The following is a 16,340-nucleotide window of genomic DNA, read 5'->3' on the forward strand; positions in this document are numbered from 1 at the left end:
AAGAAGAAAGGCAATGCTGCGGCACAGCGCGAAATGTCGTGAATCTCTCTGGACTTGTGTTCTAGTAGCGGCAACCGCTGTGGATTGATCGAAAGCTGCCTAGACCGGCGCGCTTGTCGACTTTGGGAATCGAGGAACAGATGAAGGGGGCTGATATTCGGGTGGGTAAGGTTTCACGTAGGTCCTTCGCAACAGGTTCAGCACTGTCACTCGCATCGATGTGGCTTCAGCCCAAGATGATTGCGAGTGAGTTGCGGCAGGCGGATCACCAGCCATGGCGTTTCATCAATCCGTTGATTGGAGCGAGCACCAACATAAAACTTGGCGAAGGAAAAACGTTCCCCGGGCCAGCAACACCGTTCGGCATGGTACAGCCTGGACCGGACACGATCACTGGAGGAGACCAGGGGCCTGGCTACTCGTATGAACATACAACAATTGAGGGCTTCAGCTTCCTACGCATGAGCGGGGTTGGCTGGTATGGAGACTTCGGCAACTTGCTCGTGATGCCGACGACTGGCCAGATGAAGCTTGATAGCGGACGAGTGGACCATCCGGGCGAGGGATGGAGATCGGCCTTTAGCCACTCGCGCGAGGTAGCAGAGGCGAACTACTATGCAGTCACCCTAGATGACTATGGTATCCGCGCAGAGGTGACGGCTGCTCCGAGATCCGGAATGCTGCGGTTTACTTTTCCTCGCACCGAAACAGCACGCATACAATTAGACCTTGCGCGGCGCATTGGTGGCACCTCGACTCGCCAATATGTGAAGGTCGCAGGTGAACGGGCGATTGAAGGCTGGATGCGTTGTCCGGCGATCGGAGGCGGTTGGGGCAACGGTGAGGGGCAAGTTGGTTATACCGTACACTTCCATCTGGAATTCTCCGAGCCCCTCATCGAATATGGCGTCTGGAAGATCAATGTTCCCGATGGGACCTTTCCTGTAGCAAAAGGACTGGTCACCGATTACTTCACCAGCGAGCCATATCGAGAGTTGGTCAAACGTGCCGAAGTTCTCAATGGATGTAAGGAAATGGAAGCAAACCACATCGGATTCTTCGCGGAGTTTCCGCAGCACAATCCCGAAAAGCCCATCTTAGTAAAGGCAGGAATCAGCTTCGTCAGTGTGGAGGGAGCACGCCAGAACTTGGCCAGGGAGATTCGCGAATGGGATTTTGAGGAAGTACGCGATAGAGGGCGGGCCCTTTGGAACGATGCTCTGAATTCAATTCAGATTGAAGGCGCTTCTGACGTGGACCAGAGAATCTTTACGACTGCTCTTTACCATGTGATGATCGACCCGCGTGATATCTCTGATCTGAGTGGAGAGTATGTCGCTGCCGACAGTACAGTTCACAAGAGTGTCGGTTACACGCCAAGGACGATCTTTAGCGGTTGGGATGTCTTTCGAGGGGCATTTCCCCTTCTGACACTGACGAACGCGACCCTCATCAACGATGAGATTAATTCCCTCATTGCTTTGGCCGAAACGAGCGGCAAGGGCTATCTCGAACGATGGGAGATCATGAATGCATACAGTGGCTGTATGGACGGCGATCCCGCTACGTCCGTAATCCTCGATGCCTATACCAAAGGCATTCGTGGTTTTGATATCGAAAAAGCATATGCCTTTTGCCGACAAACCGCAGCCGGAGAAGATGGATCCACGAACCGCCTCCACAACAGCTTCTACATGAAGCACGGCTACGTTCCCGACCAAGTATCGTGGACTCTCGACAATTACTACTACGATTGGTGCGTCTCGAAGCTGGCAACGGCTCTCGGGAAAACAGAGGACGCCAAGGTGTTCGGTCAACGGTCAACACAGTTCAAATCCATCTATGATCCGCAGGTCGACAGTATGCGGGCGAAAGCTGCGAACGGTGACTGGATTCCATGGAAAGGAAAGACCGAATTCGGACAAGGGTGCACGGAGAGCAACCCTGGTCAGCAAACCTGGTTTGTTCCACACGATGTGCATGGGCTAATCGAACTCATGGGCGGCAAAGAAGTGTTCGCCAGGAAACTGGAAGACTTTTTTGAAAAGACGCCGGATTCCTTTGGGTGGAACTCCTATTACAACCATTCGAATGAACCGGTGCACCACGTACCCTACCTATTCGTATATGCCGGAAAACCATGGCTTACCCAGAAGTGGGTACGGCGAATTCTCGCAAACGCCTATCACGATGACGTCAATGGCATCTGCGGCAACGACGATGTGGGACAGATGTCGGCTTGGTACGTTCTGGGCGCACTCGGCTTTTACCCCGTATGCCCAGGCGATGGTATCTACGTCCTCAGTAGCCCACTCTTTCCAAAGGCTACCTTGAACCTTGACAAGCACTACTACAAAGGGGCGAAGTTTACGATCATAGCTCGTAACCATTCCTCCAAAAACAGTTATATCCAAAGTGCAAGATTGAATGGGAAGCCATTAAGCCGAGCGTGGATTCGCCATAGTGAAATTGCGGCTGGTGGGCAGCTTGAGTATGTGATGTCATCTGAGCCCAACCTGAGTTGGGGTACTTCAGACCAAGACTTGCCGCCTCCATCATCCCACTCCGCATGAACTCCTATAACGGCGCCATGTTGCGAGTTAAACTGACAGGTGATCGTACGCCTTACAATCAATTTCTCAATTTCACCCAGAGTCCCAGACTCGAAAGTCAGAGTTAGAGCGAAAACCCGGAGATAGAAGTCGGGATGTGATCTCCAGAGCAGAACAGTGGGCCGCAGCAGTCAGCGCCAGGATGCATCTTACTTTGTCGCTCCAGTCCTTTCGCCCAGCATTGGTTGGAGTTGTGCCGTTGGTAGTGTAGTAGATCGCCGCTCCGGAGGTTGCGCGGCAAGTTTCACGGATTGCGCGGCTGTGTAGGTGCTGCTACTGGCGATAAGGTGGTGTGGCTGCTGGATGCTGACACTCGTGCCTGGCTATGCCCTAAAGGAATTCTGGACGTCGTATCTGGATTGGTCGTGCTGACAATGATGCTGACCATGGCACGCGGTCGGTCGGCATAGCTCTAGCCGTTGGCTCGGTCCAGAGTTGCTTGCCGTTCTGAGGATCGGTGGGTAAGTCGCCGATTTGAAACTTACAGGGACCATCTGGCTCTGCGCATTCGTCCCGATGGCGAAGTCACACTCGCTAACTCCGGGCATCCCATCCCCCATCTCAACGGCGAACCCCTGGAAATGGAAGGCGCGTTGCCTCTGGGCATCGTCGAAGGCGCTGAGCCATCTCTGATGCACTTCCGTGTGAAGGACGGCGCTTATTTGGCGCGCAATGGTTCGATCACGGCTGCCATGTCCTCTTCGGCGAAACCCTTTTCGATAGCAGATTGAAAGAGACCTCTTGCGACCTCTGCCGTCTTCAAATCGACGTCACAGTTTGTTGCTTCGGCGTGGGCGTAAGCTAGGTCCTTCGTCATTAACCTGAGCAGAAAATTCACCGCATAATCGTGGTTGACCATTCGTTCTGAAATGGCGCTGAACAGAGGGCTTCCCGGTGCTCCTGATTTCAGCACGGAAAGTGCCTGCTCCCTGTTGAGCCCGCTGCGCTCAATCCAAGTCAGACCCTCTGCCAAAGACGCGACCTGGACGCCACACAGAAAGTTATTGATTAGCTTCATCTTGGCGCCACTCCCAACAGGACCGAGAAGAACGATCTGCTTGCTCATGGACTGCAGGACTGGTGTCGCGGCCTCAAGGGCTTTTTCACTGCCGCCCACCAGGAAAGTGAGTTGGCCAGCTTCGGCCTGCATGCGGCTACCCGTCACTGGGGCATCGAGCAATTCCGCTCCACGCTTCGCTGCAAGCCCAGCGAGTTCGGCTATCCATGCAGGACTCACGGTGCTCGACTCAATTAGAATCGCGCCGTGCGATGAGCCCTCGAGCGCTCCGTATTTGCCCGTCCATACTTCACGGGACGCGGCATCATCGGCCAACATTCCGATAACGATCGATGCCCCCTTCGCAGCTTCAGCAGGCGTCGAAGCCAATCGTGCTCCGGCACTCACGAGCGCGTGTGCCTTGGCCGCGGTGCGGTTATACACAGCTAACGAGAATCCACCTTTAAGCAGGTTCGAGGCCATACCTGCGCCCATCGTACCCAACCCGAGAATCGCTATATGATCTGCCACAGAATGCTCTCCCTTATGATTTCGAATCAGGCAAGTGAGCTTGCCTGCACAAGTCTGTAGGTGTCTTTTGACTCCGTCCGGAGCGGGTTGCGCAATGCCCTTCCGAAGCCGTCGAAGTGAATTTCCATCCAGTCGCCATCCCGCAGCGTAATGCCGTCGCCAAAGCTCAACGAGTGTGCTCCGAAGAAATGCACATGTACGTCGCCTGGCTGGCGATGTCCTTCGAACTTGAAGTGGTGATGTTCCAGATTCGCGAGACTATGGCACATATTTGCCTCGCCCGTTTCTATTTCCTTGGACCAGATAGTCTCTGCACCTCGCTTGATCTGCACTGAACCTTCAACTACTTCAAAATCTGCGCCAATCACGAGTTCCGGACCAATGCTGCAAATGCGGAGCTTGGAGCCGGCGAGGTTGAGATAATTGCGCTTTTCGAATTGATGGTCGGAGAATTCATTGCCAATGGTCATCCCGATCCGATAGGGCATTCCGTTTCCGCCGATGATGTAGATCCCTGCGATTTCTGCTTCTTCGCCGCCGTCCTCCGCATAAGCTGGGACTGTCAAGGGCTCGAATGGTCCGCGCAGCATCGCGCCGTTGCCCTTATAGAACCATTCTGGCGCAATCCCGATTTCTCCTGGCGCAGGGCGTCCGCGTTCGACACCCCACTGAAACATTCGCATGCTGTCTGTTACAGCAGCAGAAGGTTTTTCAGCAATTTCCGCGTCTCTTCCGGTGTTGGCAAGATGCATGGCTTGCCGATCTTTTGCACTTCCCAGATGGGTCAGACCAGTCCCGGCGATTGTGAGCCGCGAGGGCTGCTCTGGCACATCGATGGGAGCTAGCAGGCGCCACTCGGAAGTCCCCGTGTAGACTGCGTCGTAGTCCAACGTTTCTCCCTGCGCGAGCGCAAGCGCAAGGTCGCTGAGCCTCTCGCCACTTTGCAGGCAGCTTTGCGCTAGCTGGTAGATACTTCGCACGTCATTGAGGCAGCGGAGATAAGGCTCGTCAACCATAGCAACCCTGCGTGACAAGCCGTTGTCAATCTGAACCAGGTGAACCATGAAGTGGGTATCCTCTACTCGATGATTGTGAAGCGCTTCAGCGATTCTTCATTGACTGTCAGTCCGAGGCCTGGAGTATTTTCGTCGAGATCGATATAGCCATCGGTGGGAACCGGCTCGCCATCGAAAATGTACCAGAACAATTCATTGCCCACTTCGACATCAACCTTGGGAAAGAACTCTGCCATGGGCGAATTCAGGCTTGCCATAACGACATGGTAATTATGCATCTGGCCCGCATGGGGGATCACGGGGATCTGATACGCCTCTGCTAGCGCCGCAATCTTGCGTGCCTGACTGATGCCTCCTACTCGATTGGTGTCGAATTGAATATAGTCGAGTGCATTCGCTTCCAGCAGATCGCGAAATCCAAAGATCGTGAACTCATGCTCTCCCCCTGCGATGGGAACGCGCCGGTATGCCTTCAACTCCTTGTAGCCGCGTGTGTCATCTGGAATCACCGGCTCCTCGAGCCAGCGCAGATGGAACGGCTCAAGCAGTGGCAACATGCGTTTGGCATAGTCGAGCGTCCATCCCATGTAGGCGTCTGCCATTACATCGATGCCATCGCCCACCACTTCGCGGACGGTCTGCACCAGCGCCACGTTATGCTGCATGCCTTCCGCACCATCCACGGGCCCCCATCCAAAACGCAGCTTCATGGCCTTGTATCCCTGATCCTTATAGCGCTGCGCTTCCAGTCGCAATTCTTCAAGTGGCATGCTATAAAGACGGCTTGCATAGACCGGGATTCGCTTCTTCGTTCGTCCCCCGAGCAAGCGGTATACCGGCTGCTTCGCAGATTTACCCAGGAGATCCCACAGCGCGATGTCGACCGCACTGATCGCCGTCATGCCAACGCCTTTACGCCCGAAGGCCATTGTCCGCCGATACATCTGCTGCCACAAATATTCGATGTCCCACGGGTCCGCTCCCAGGAGCAGCGGCTTGAGATAGGTATCGATGCAGGTCTTGGTCACCAGTGGCGATAGAGCCGCATTGCCCAGGCCAACCAAGCCGGCATCCGTGAAGATTTCAACCAGTACCCACCCGTGAAATGCAAAGTTTCCCATAGACGCTTCGCGGAACATAATCAGGTCCATCGGATTGGTGCAGAAGTGAGGAGGCAGCGGTGTTGTCTCACCTTCCCACTGAACGACACGCGTGCGCACTTCGGTGATCTTCATATCGGGTTTACCTTTGTCAGGATGTCTGGGGTCTTAAGCGGTTGTATTCTGCCCCCCAGGAGCAGAATTGCCACGAAGCCGATAAGATGAAAGCTCCCTACGATGAGAAACAGCGTCTCATATCCAAATCCATGGCCGAGCAGAAATCCAGCGACTACGCCGAAGACAGCGCCCCCAATGGCTCCGCCAAATCCCACCAGCCCAGACACGGTTCCCACAGCAGAGAGAGGAAAGATATCGGCGGGTAGAGTCATGATGAGCCCTGACCACGACTGCTGGCAGAAGAATGCGATGCTGAACAACATCAGTGCCCACCCAACCTGCACACGCGGTACCAGCATCACTATGGGCATGAAAAGCGCGCTGAGACCGAGAACAAACTTCCTTGAGAAATCCAGTGACCGGCCACGACTCAGAATTGCGCTCGACAGCCATCCGCCGAGAAAGCTGCCGATGCCTGAGGCTGCATAAGGAATCCAAGCATAGTAGCTCACCTGCTTCACGTCGAAGCCACGAATATCGTAGAGATACTTGGGCAGCCAGAACAGATAGAAGTACCAAGCCGAGTCGCTCATGAACTTGGCGAAGACGAGCACCTGAACCCTGCGCATACCCGCAATTTCGAGGAATGACAACTCCCGCGCGACCATGCGCGCATCAAGAGTTGCGATCGAGACTTCGTTGTGCCCGCGGTAGCTGATGTACCACCACACCACCCACGTAAGCCCCACAGCACCAGCTGCAAAGAATACCGTCCTCCATCCACTCGTTAGAAGCACTATGCCTATCAACGGAGGCGCAAGTACGGACCCCACTGCCGTGCCGGCGTTGATGATTCCCATCGCTGTCGAACGCCGCTCCAGTGGAACCCACTCGGCTACTACCCTGGTCGCTGCAGGAAAGGCTCCGCCTTCGCCCATTCCAAGGAGGCAGCGCGCCACCAGCAGGAAGCCGAAGCTCGTCGCCAAGCCGTGGAGAGCACATGCGGCAGACCACCAAAGCATGATCAGCAGAAATCCACGCCGCGTACCTATCCCATCCAGCAAGCGACCGCCTGCCGCGTACAGCAGGGCGTAGGGGATCAGAAATGCGAACTGCAGCCATGAGAATTGCTGGTTGCTCAGCGGTATGGTTCGTTCGATTGCCGAGATGGCCACAGGCAGCGTCTGCCGGTCGAAGTAGCTGATGGCAATCGCCGCAGTCACCAACGCGACAAAATACCACTTCACTTCCATCGGTCTGGAAAGACCAGAGCCAAGCAATTTCGTTCGATACGATTCACTCAAGAGGGTCGCCACCAGGTCACCACGTCAACCGCATCAGAGATGTTGCCTGCCGTGGAAAGTTCGTGCCGATCGTTACTTTGCCTTCGTGTACTTCAAGCCATTCGGGCGAATTTAGCAGCTCCAGTTGCCCTGCCTCTTTTAGCCTTGCGTACTGCTCGGTATTCGGCGATTGCGGAGAGCCCATCGCCTTCCACACGCTATACGAATTGCTGTGTGTGTCATCAATCCTATAATGCTCAAGCAGAACCTTCTTGCCTTCGGCGGGAATGCCCGCGATTGTCACTTGTACCTCTGCGCCGGCCGCGGGAAGGTCGCCATGATGGTAACCAAAAGCAGGACCGCTGCCTGCTGCTCTGCCCTGGTTGCGATGGCGTCTATGTCTGGGGTCTGTTTCACGCCTGCGTTGAGTATGTTATCGAGTGACACCTACCCAGTGCTGCTTGTCGACACGTGGTTTCCAGACATGGGAACGCCAGAGGGCTACAGGCCAGGTCGACGCAGCCGGCCACTTAACCACCGAATGGAGCCGTATCGACGGAGCGGTTACCCCCGACGGCAATCACATTAACTGGGACAACCAAAGCTATTGGAGCCGTGCGAAGATCTACGAGTTCTCTAGAAACTAGACTCTCGCCAGCCGTCTCTCCTGCTGCATGATCACCAAGTTATCTACCTACAACACGATCTTTTCTGATATTTCGGCTTATCGTCAGTTGTGCCGAAAAAGCCCAAATGGCACTGCATTCAAGAGATGGGCTCCGGCGAACCGGATCTCAGAGATAGACAAAAGCGTAAGTTGTTGAATGCATTGCCGCACCGATAGGGCTCAAACGTATGAGCGGTTCGTGCCTTCTTCTTGGCCCAGATTTTCGAGCTATATGCTTGATTTATTTGGTGGAGCTGAGCGGGATCGAACCGCTGGCCTCCTCGTTGCGAACGAGGCGCTCTCCCAGCTGAGCTACAGCCCCACAAGAGAGGAACAACTCTCCGATTCTATCAAGAAGCTTCGGAAACGCAAAGCAGCCAGCCCAGTCATGCAGCTCGGCGATTTCCCTGTCACCTTTTCTGTTTCTTCTGCAGCGCCCACGGCATCGAATGCACGGAGCCAGCATGGGGCACAAATTCGCACAGACCATTTTTAGTTCCGCTGCCAAGGCACTCCAGAAGCGCTACGGCTCGCGCGCGGCTTACGAACGCATCGCGCAATCTGGCGTGAGCCACGACAGCCTTTCCGCCAATGAAATAGACTTCATCCGCGAGCGCGATTCCTTCTACATGGCCTCCGTTACGGCGGATGGATGGCCCTATATCCAGCATCGCGGCGGACCCGCAGGCTTTCTAAAAGTACTGGGCCCCAAGGCTCTGGCCTTTGCCGACTTTTCCGGCAATCGACAGTACATTTCCGCCGGCAATCTCACGGAGAATGACCGGGTCTCACTCTTCCTAATGGACTACCCGCACCGGACCCGGCTCAAGATCCTTGGCCACGCTCATCTGATTGAGCCAGGCTCCGAACCCGAGCTCGACCAGTTGGTCGCCGAGCCCGATTACGATGCAGAAGTCGAGCGGATTTTCCGCATCGAACTAATTGCCTACGACTGGAACTGCCCCCAGCACATAACGCCTAGATTCACCCTCGAAGAGATTGCCTTGGCCATGCCGAAATCTTCGCGCTGAACTCGTCCTTGCGCCGCACGGTCACGCCCCATCCGCAAACAAGAAGAGCCGGAGAAGCATCGCTCCTCCGGCTCCCCGGGTCTTTCTGGGCCTTGCCTTACAGATGATTCATGTTCTGCAGGAACTCTGCGTTGTTGCGCACCTTTTCCAGGCGGCTCACCAGCAGTTCCATCGCTTCCACCGGCGACAGCGGGTTCAGCACTTTGCGCAGCACCCAGATACGCTGCAGATCTTCCTTGGGAATAAGCAGCTCTTCTTTGCGGGTGCCGGAGCGCTGGATGTCGATTGCCGGGAAGACGCGCTTATCCACCAACTTGCGATCCAGAATCACTTCCATGTTGCCCGTGCCTTTGAATTCTTCAAAGATCACTTCGTCCATGCGCGATCCGGTATCGACGAGGGCCGTCGCAATGATGGTGAGCGAGCCGCCTTCTTCGATATTTCTCGCCGCGCCGAAGAAGCGCTTCGGCCGCTGCAACGCATTGGAATCGACGCCGCCCGAGAGCACTTTGCCCGACGGAGGAACGATGGTGTTGTAGGCGCGCGCCAGTCGTGTGATGGAGTCGAGCAGGATCACCACGTCGCGCTTGTGCTCGACCAGGCGCTTGGCCTTCTCGATCACCATTTCGGCGACCTGTACGTGGCGCGCCGCCGGCTCATCGAAGGTCGAGCTGATAACTTCGCCCTTCACCGAGCGCTGCATGTCCGTGACTTCTTCGGGACGCTCATCGATGAGCAGAACGATCAGCACAACTTCGGGATGGTTCGACGTCACCGAGTTGGCGATCGACTGCAGCAGCATCGTCTTGCCGGTTCTGGGCGGAGCGACGATCAGACCGCGCTGGCCTTTGCCCACTGGAGTCAGCAGATCCATGACGCGGCCGCTGGTTCCCTCGCGCACCGTCTCCATCTTGATCCGCTCTTGCGGATAAAGCGGCGTCAGGTTGTCAAAGAGGATCTTGTTCCGCGTCTCTTCCGGAGACTCGAAGTTGATGGCCTCGATTTTGACCAGCGCGAAGTATTTTTCGCCCTCGTGCGGAGGGCGTACGTTTCCGCTGATCGTATCGCCGGTCTTCAGATCGAACTTGCGAATCTGCGACGGGGATACATAGATGTCGTCCGGGCCGGGAAGGTAGTTATAGTCCGGCGAACGCAGGAAACCGTAACCGTCAGGCAGAATCTCCAGCACACCCTCGGCAAAGATGTGGCCTTCTTTTTCGCTCTGCGCCTGAAGGATCTTGAAGATCAAGTCTTGTTTGCGCAGACCGCTCGCGCCTTGAATGTCTAGAGTCCGCGCAATACGGCTCAGTTCGGTGATGTTCTTCTCTTTTAATTCTGCAATGGTCATGGATTCCTGCTAGGACACCTACGCATAGGCGGATCGAAGGGGGAGTTGGACTGGAGGGTGCTCCGGAGTAAAACCAGGCGGGTTTGGTGGTGCAGGTGGTGCAGGCCGCGCGCTTACGCTGCGCGGCGCTGCTCTACCGGCTGGACATCGGACTCTGCAACAGATGCCGTACCAGGATTGGCGGTGCGAAATCGATATAAGACTTCATTCGTCGTGTCCTGCAGGCGGCTGTTGGGCTTGTGCAGCTTACGGGTTGCCTTGCTCGCCAGTTGGCACAACTGGTAGCGGTTGGACACGTGAGTAAGTGCCCCAAAAATCAGTTCCGAGCGCATATGCATCGTTCTCCTTTGTGGTGATCACTGCCCGGTTCTCCCGGTGCAGAGGAAGGCCGTTAAGCGGCGCTATCCTAATTTTGTTACTGCCGACTATTAGACGCAGAAAGCAGGGGTTAAGTTCTAAAATCTTCCCTGGGCTTGCGGCCAGGTTTTCGAGGCTGTAAAAAACGTCATTCCTCGCGATTCTCTTCAAAGCTAAGGCCAAACTCTGGGGCGAAACTGCACAATCCAGAACACATCAAACACAAACACCACACACACTTCCAGTGCACCAATTACCTCTGGTGAACCGCACAACAGAATGACGCGGAAGTCAAGGCGAAACAGAGCGTAGCCGAAATGTATACGCGAGATCAGCCTTGTTGGGTAGCAATAATGAATTTATACCCAAGGTGAGTTCTGGTCAACCCTTATTTATAGCACGTTTTGCGGCGTTTCCAAAACGGTAATGGCGAAATCAATAATTCCTGGCCAATTTCCGTTTCGGAACACAGTCGATTCCCAAGGGGACTGCTCGGATCTGCCAGCGCGCACAAACTCAGCTCCTGTTATGCATGTCGCCATATTTTTGCGGGAGATGCGCTTGATTCGGATCTAGTCCAAATTGGCGCGGTGCTCGCGGCGCGCGATTCTGTAGACCGTCGGACCTGGATCCATGCAAATGGGAACTCCGTTCTCGTCCCAGCTCGAAAGCCGCCGACCTGCTTCCCGCACTTTCGGAGTCCTGCACCACAATTCGTCCAATCGAAAGAGAATGGCAATTAAGGCCACCACCATTGGGATGGCTACCAGGAATGCATCTGCATTGGATTCAAGTGCTAACACGAAGCGGTCCATCCCTCTGAGCATGGATGCACTATGGTTCCGTGCTCAGAAACGCTCATCGGACAGATCTTTTAGAAACTCTAAGTTACTGGAGTAATTTGAGACGACTTAGACGGCTATCGGCGTCGGGATTTCGATATAACTCAAATGTGAATAACTCCCTGATCACTTTCCTGATCAATGGAGCGCCAGGGCCTCGGGGTGGCCTATGTCCTTTTCGGCTATCCGTCTTTTCGCTGAATCTCGGGATTCTTGCCGTCCGGATCGGTGCAGATGGGGCGTCCGTTCTTGTCCCAGCCGGACATCTGACGGCGGTTCTCCACCGGCTTTTTCGGTTTTCCGAAGATCTCGTCGAGCCGGAAAAACCCTGCGAATAGAATCCCAACCATGGGAATTGCGACCAACAAGGCATCGGTATTTGACTGCAGAATGGGCATACGGATTTCGTCCTTCCCGGCGTACGAATCGCTTTGCAAAATCCAAAGCCTGATTACTTTCAGGGAGCTTATGAACGGAATCCTGCATCGCGGAACTTACCAGGCGCTTCCGTCCTACCCTCTGACCCACATAATTCGCTTTTCATGAAGCCTTTTCCATACAACGCCGAAGTGATTACCGCTAACACCTAGGTAACCATATTTTCTGGCTTTCTGTCGGAGAAATACCAGCAAAGTCCCGCCATAATTTTCAGCTATCTCTGCATAAACCTATTGAAATCAAAGAGCCAAAGAATTAGCTGAATCATTATCCGGCGTTGTACGCAGTTGTAGGCATCTGTCAGGGTGGCATCGAATCAACCACTTTCCCTGCGATTGAGAGACAGCGGAGTCCCATTTCGGGCCGCGCCGGAGAGTCGCGCTGAAGATTCGAGAGACGATAGGCGGGCCCGCTGCCTCGGCCGCAGTCTGGCTATGCCCAGTAACTCCGATCCAGCGTCCGATATTGGATAGCCTCCGCCAGGTGCCGCACGGTCAGACCTTCTGTACCTTCGAGGTCGGCAATGGTGCGCGCCACCTTCAGAATTCGATCGTGCGCCCGCGCGCTCAGGCCCTGCTGCTGCATCGCCCGTTCGAGCAATCGCTCCGCATCGGCGGGTAGGTCACAGAAAGCCCGAATCTGCCGAGTCCCCATCTGCGCATTGGCAAAGATCCGCTCTCCCGCCTTTTCAAAGCGATTCCGTTGCCTCTCCCGGGCCTGCATGACCCGATCGCGAATCTGCGTCGAACCCTCCGCCGCCGCGCCACCTCGAAGCTCCTTGTACTGCACCGCCGGCACTTCGATATGGATATCGATTCGATCGAGCAACGGACCGGAGACCTTGGCAACGTAGCGCTGGATCATCGGCGGCGTGCAGTGACACTCGCGCGATTTGTCGTTAAAGTAACCGCACGGGCAGGGATTCATCGCAGCAGCCAGCATGAAACGCGCCGGAAACGTCAGGGACATAGCTGCCCGCGCTATCGTAACCGTGTGATCTTCCAGCGGCTGCCGCATCACTTCCAGCACATTGCGCGGAAATTCAGGCAGCTCGTCCAGGAAGAGCAACCCATTGTGCGCCAACGAAACCTCGCCCGGCCGTGGAATCACTCCTCCGCCAATCAGTCCGGCATCGGAAATTGTATGATGCGGCGCGCGAAATGGCCTTTGCGCCACCAACCCCTGCGCGGCGTCGAGCACGCCAGCCACGGAGTGGATCTTGGTCGTCTCCAGCGCTTCGTCAAAGGTCAGCGGAGCCAGAATCGACGGCAGCCGTTTGGCCAGCATCGTCTTGCCCGACCCCGGCGGCCCGATCATCAGAATGTTATGGCCACCCGCCGCTGCAACTTCCAACGCGCGCTTGGCCGTCTGCTGGCCGCGCACATCCGAAAAGTCTGCCGCGTAGTGATGTAACTCACCCAGAAGTTGCTCTGTCGCCACACGGAACGGTGCGCGCTGCACTTCGCCCAGCAGCGTCGTGTTCAGAAGCTCTATCACGTCGCCCAGCGAAGCCACGGGAAAGACATTCACACCCTCGACCACGGCCGCTTCCGGCGCATTTACTGCGGGCAGTATGAGGTTGGCAATCCCCCGCGCTCGCGCCAGCACTGCAATCGAAAGAATGCCGGGGACAGGCCTCAGTCCACCATCCAGTCCCAACTCGCCGACCATCAGGAACTTCGTCAGATCCTTGGTCTGCAATGCGCCATAGGCATTCAGAATGCCGACGGCGATGGGCAGGTCGAAGCCCGCGCCCTCTTTCTTGATGTCCGCGGGCGCCAGATTGATGGTGATATGAGTGGGCGGAATCAGATAACCGGAGTTCTTCATCGCCGCGCGCACGCGGTCGCGACTCTCCCGCACCGCGGCATCCGGCAGGCCCACTGTATGAAACTTGTCTTCCTCGGCAACGGTTCCGCTGAGGTCTACCTCTACGTCGATGAGGTTTGCATCTATGCCGTAAACGGCTGCACTGAGTACTTTCGCAAGCATGAGTAAGTGACTGCGAGTGTAGCATCCGGGTATTGCAAGTCCATAACTTGTTGATATGGCGCCGATTGATTCACGAATATAGCTTCACTATTATCGATTTTCCCGGGAACATAGTTTCGCGTGAGTTCAATTCCGGGCCCAGGCCTAAGTCGCCATCGTCACGGCTTCAAATTGCGAGACCTGGTTTCGACCTGCCCGCTTGGCTCGGTATAGCGCCATGTCCGCTCGTCGCAGCAGCAGATCAGAGGTCTCGCCGTCATTGGGGTAAAGCGCTACGCCGATTGAAATCGAAAACTCGCTGTAGACTTCTCGGTCCAATGGCAGGCGCACATTTGCAACAGACCGGCGAATGCTCTCCGCTCGTTCCAGGGCAATGGCCGGCGTCACATCGGGTAGTATGATCGTGAACTCTTCGCCGCCATATCGGCATGCGATATCTTCGGCGCGAATATTGGCGCGAAAGATCTCTGCAACAGCTTTCAGCACCGTGTCTCCGGCAGCGTGACCAAAGGTGTCATTGAACTTCTTGAAGTGGTCGAGATCCAGCATGAAAACCGCCAGCGTCTGCTTGCGCCGGGCTGCCCGGGAAAGCTCCCGCTCCAGCGAAATCTGCATGAAGTGCCGGTTGAACAGTCCGGTCAGCGAATCCCGTATGGACTGATTCTCGAGCTTCGTTCGCAGATTCAGTGTCGCTATTGCCATGCCGGTAAGCTGAACAAGCTGGCGCAACCCGTCCGTGCGCAGATTGACCGCCTTCAGCACGGCCTCGGAGGCGCATTGCACATACAACATGCCAAGCGTGTTCCCGTGAGCCACAATCGGCTTGCAGAGATAGCGATCTGGCGCTTCGCTAGAAAAGTGTGTGCAGTGAATCTCCGAAACCCCTGGCTGCCTCCAGCGAGGCTGGCCTGAACGCAGCCCGCAGCAGGAATCCGGCGGATGGAAATCCTCGACCGCACTCTCGCCCGAACTTCCCTGCCAGCTCGACACCACCTCCACAAGCTGCCGCGAGTTGTTGATCATGCAAAGCGACCCGCTGGTTCCCAATAGCAGCCGGGAGAAGCTGTTTGCCGCCGACTCGTAGACCTGATGCACTTCCACGCACAATTGCAGTTCATCCCGCGCGGAGGTTAACAGCTCGGACTCATGGGCACGATCCTCCAGTTCATTGACGGTGCGCGCCAGGCGTTCGTTGGTCAAGGCCGTCTGCTTGCTGATCGTTTGCCGGCGCACAGCGTCGCGCAGCAGCAAGCCAAACAGCACCACCAGAGAAATCAAGGAGACGCCGACAAATGCAACCTCTGCGCTGATCGAAGTAAAGGAGCTTTGCTGAGACCCCTTGCTCCGCTCCTGCAACAGAGACTGCTCGTGGTCCGTCATCAATCCGATTGCCTGCTGGTTCTGCTGCAGTTGGATCGCCGACAGCTCCGACTTCACGGTGAAGTTGTTGAGGGCCTGCTCGAAGTACTGGGCGTTGGAGACCAGGATTTGCAGGTTGCGCGTCTGGTAGTCGCTGTCGGCAACCAGCACCTTCAGATGAACCAACGTGGTTTCCAGCTGGTTTGCGCTCGCCCGGGCACGTGTCAACTGCTCCTCATTGCCGGTCAGAGTGTACAGTCTGCTTCTGTATTCGATCCGTTCCGTCAGCAGCGAGACCCGTTGCAGCGAGGCAAGCACCTCCTGGGTATGCTGTACCCACTCACCGGACGAGATCAGGCTGCGCGTATTTCCATAGACCAGGGCCCCAGCCATTACGGTGAAGCAGACGGCTCCGATTGCCGCCGCAATCAGGAGCGCGACAGCCGAGTTTGGGCCGACCTGCCGTTCAATTCGACGGCTCAAGGTGGAGATTATGCGCAACATGCCATCCCCGGAAGGTAACCTTTAAATAGTAACTTAGGTGCTCATTCGCCCCGACGTAATTTGTCGAGAAATCCCTTTTCCGTACCTCAAAATCTCAGATTCTTCACAAAATGCGCCGAAAAGCTGCCATGACCTGCCGTCTTCGA

At 55.8% G+C, this 16,340-nt stretch carries 13 protein-coding genes and 1 tRNA gene; 2 read left to right on the forward strand and 12 right to left on the reverse strand.

Annotated features, from left to right (window positions below):
• Window positions 1-140 precede the first annotated feature (140 nt).
• A complete protein-coding gene (locus OHL23_RS20360) occupies window positions 141-2,573 on the forward strand; it encodes a GH92 family glycosyl hydrolase (protein WP_263353799.1) in 2,433 nt (810 codons plus the stop codon).
• 72 nt (window positions 2,574-2,645) lie between these two features.
• On the opposite strand, the gene OHL23_RS28965 is transcribed toward OHL23_RS20360, so the two are convergent.
• From OHL23_RS28965 to OHL23_RS20390, 7 genes are all read right to left on the reverse strand, one after another.
• Window positions 2,646-2,864, reverse strand: a complete 219-nt coding sequence (locus OHL23_RS28965) for a chitobiase/beta-hexosaminidase C-terminal domain-containing protein (RefSeq protein ID WP_396127401.1) — start codon at window positions 2,862-2,864, stop codon at window positions 2,646-2,648.
• A 406-nt stretch (window positions 2,865-3,270) separates the two neighbouring features.
• Window positions 3,271-4,140, reverse strand: coding sequence for an NAD(P)-dependent oxidoreductase (locus OHL23_RS20365; RefSeq protein ID WP_263353800.1), 870 nt, complete (start codon window positions 4,138-4,140; stop codon window positions 3,271-3,273).
• A 26-nt stretch (window positions 4,141-4,166) separates the two neighbouring features.
• Window positions 4,167-5,204: an AraD1 family protein gene (araD1, locus tag OHL23_RS20370; protein WP_263353801.1), complete on the reverse strand. Its 1,038-nt coding sequence runs from the start codon at window positions 5,202-5,204 to the stop codon at window positions 4,167-4,169.
• Window positions 5,205-5,218: 14 nt separating this feature from the next.
• The gene (locus OHL23_RS20375; protein WP_263353802.1) at window positions 5,219-6,391 is read right to left on the reverse strand and encodes an L-rhamnonate dehydratase; all 1,173 of its coding nucleotides are present in this window, start codon (window positions 6,389-6,391) and stop codon (window positions 5,219-5,221) included.
• Window positions 6,388-7,677, reverse strand: a complete 1,290-nt coding sequence (locus OHL23_RS20380; protein ID WP_263353803.1) for an MFS transporter — start codon at window positions 7,675-7,677, stop codon at window positions 6,388-6,390. Before OHL23_RS20380 ends, OHL23_RS20375 begins: the two co-directional genes overlap by 4 nt.
• 16 nt (window positions 7,678-7,693) lie before the next feature.
• Entirely contained in the window at window positions 7,694-7,960 is a 267-nt protein-coding gene (locus OHL23_RS20385) for a GH39 family glycosyl hydrolase (protein WP_263353804.1), read from the reverse strand.
• Between the two features lie 609 nt (window positions 7,961-8,569).
• Window positions 8,570-8,645, reverse strand: a tRNA-Ala gene (locus tag OHL23_RS20390).
• A gap of 142 nt (window positions 8,646-8,787) precedes the next feature.
• Between OHL23_RS20390 and OHL23_RS20395 the strand changes: the two genes are divergently transcribed.
• Window positions 8,788-9,354, forward strand: a complete 567-nt coding sequence (locus OHL23_RS20395; RefSeq protein WP_263353805.1) for a pyridoxamine 5'-phosphate oxidase family protein — start codon at window positions 8,788-8,790, stop codon at window positions 9,352-9,354.
• A 97-nt stretch (window positions 9,355-9,451) separates the two neighbouring features.
• On the opposite strand, the gene rho is transcribed toward OHL23_RS20395, so the two are convergent.
• From rho to OHL23_RS20420, 5 genes are all read right to left on the reverse strand, one after another.
• Window positions 9,452-10,702, reverse strand: a complete 1,251-nt coding sequence (gene rho, locus OHL23_RS20400) for a transcription termination factor Rho (protein WP_263353806.1) — start codon at window positions 10,700-10,702, stop codon at window positions 9,452-9,454.
• A 113-nt stretch (window positions 10,703-10,815) separates the two neighbouring features.
• The gene (locus OHL23_RS20405; RefSeq protein ID WP_263353807.1) at window positions 10,816-11,034 is read right to left on the reverse strand and encodes a DNA-directed RNA polymerase subunit omega; all 219 of its coding nucleotides are present in this window, start codon (window positions 11,032-11,034) and stop codon (window positions 10,816-10,818) included.
• Between the two features lie 1,049 nt (window positions 11,035-12,083).
• Window positions 12,084-12,299 carry a hypothetical protein gene (locus tag OHL23_RS20410; protein WP_263353808.1) on the reverse strand — a complete coding sequence of 72 codons (216 nt, stop codon included), beginning with the start codon at window positions 12,297-12,299 and terminating at the stop codon, window positions 12,084-12,086.
• A 472-nt stretch (window positions 12,300-12,771) separates the two neighbouring features.
• Window positions 12,772-14,331, reverse strand: a complete 1,560-nt coding sequence (locus OHL23_RS20415; protein ID WP_263353809.1) for a YifB family Mg chelatase-like AAA ATPase — start codon at window positions 14,329-14,331, stop codon at window positions 12,772-12,774.
• Window positions 14,332-14,475: 144 nt separating this feature from the next.
• Window positions 14,476-16,194 carry a diguanylate cyclase gene (locus tag OHL23_RS20420; protein WP_263353810.1) on the reverse strand — a complete coding sequence of 573 codons (1,719 nt, stop codon included), beginning with the start codon at window positions 16,192-16,194 and terminating at the stop codon, window positions 14,476-14,478.
• Between the last annotated feature and the right edge of the window lie 146 nt (window positions 16,195-16,340).

It is taken from the genome of Acidicapsa acidisoli (assembly GCF_025685625.1).
Taxonomy (GTDB): domain Bacteria; phylum Acidobacteriota; class Terriglobia; order Terriglobales; family Acidobacteriaceae; genus Acidicapsa; species Acidicapsa acidisoli.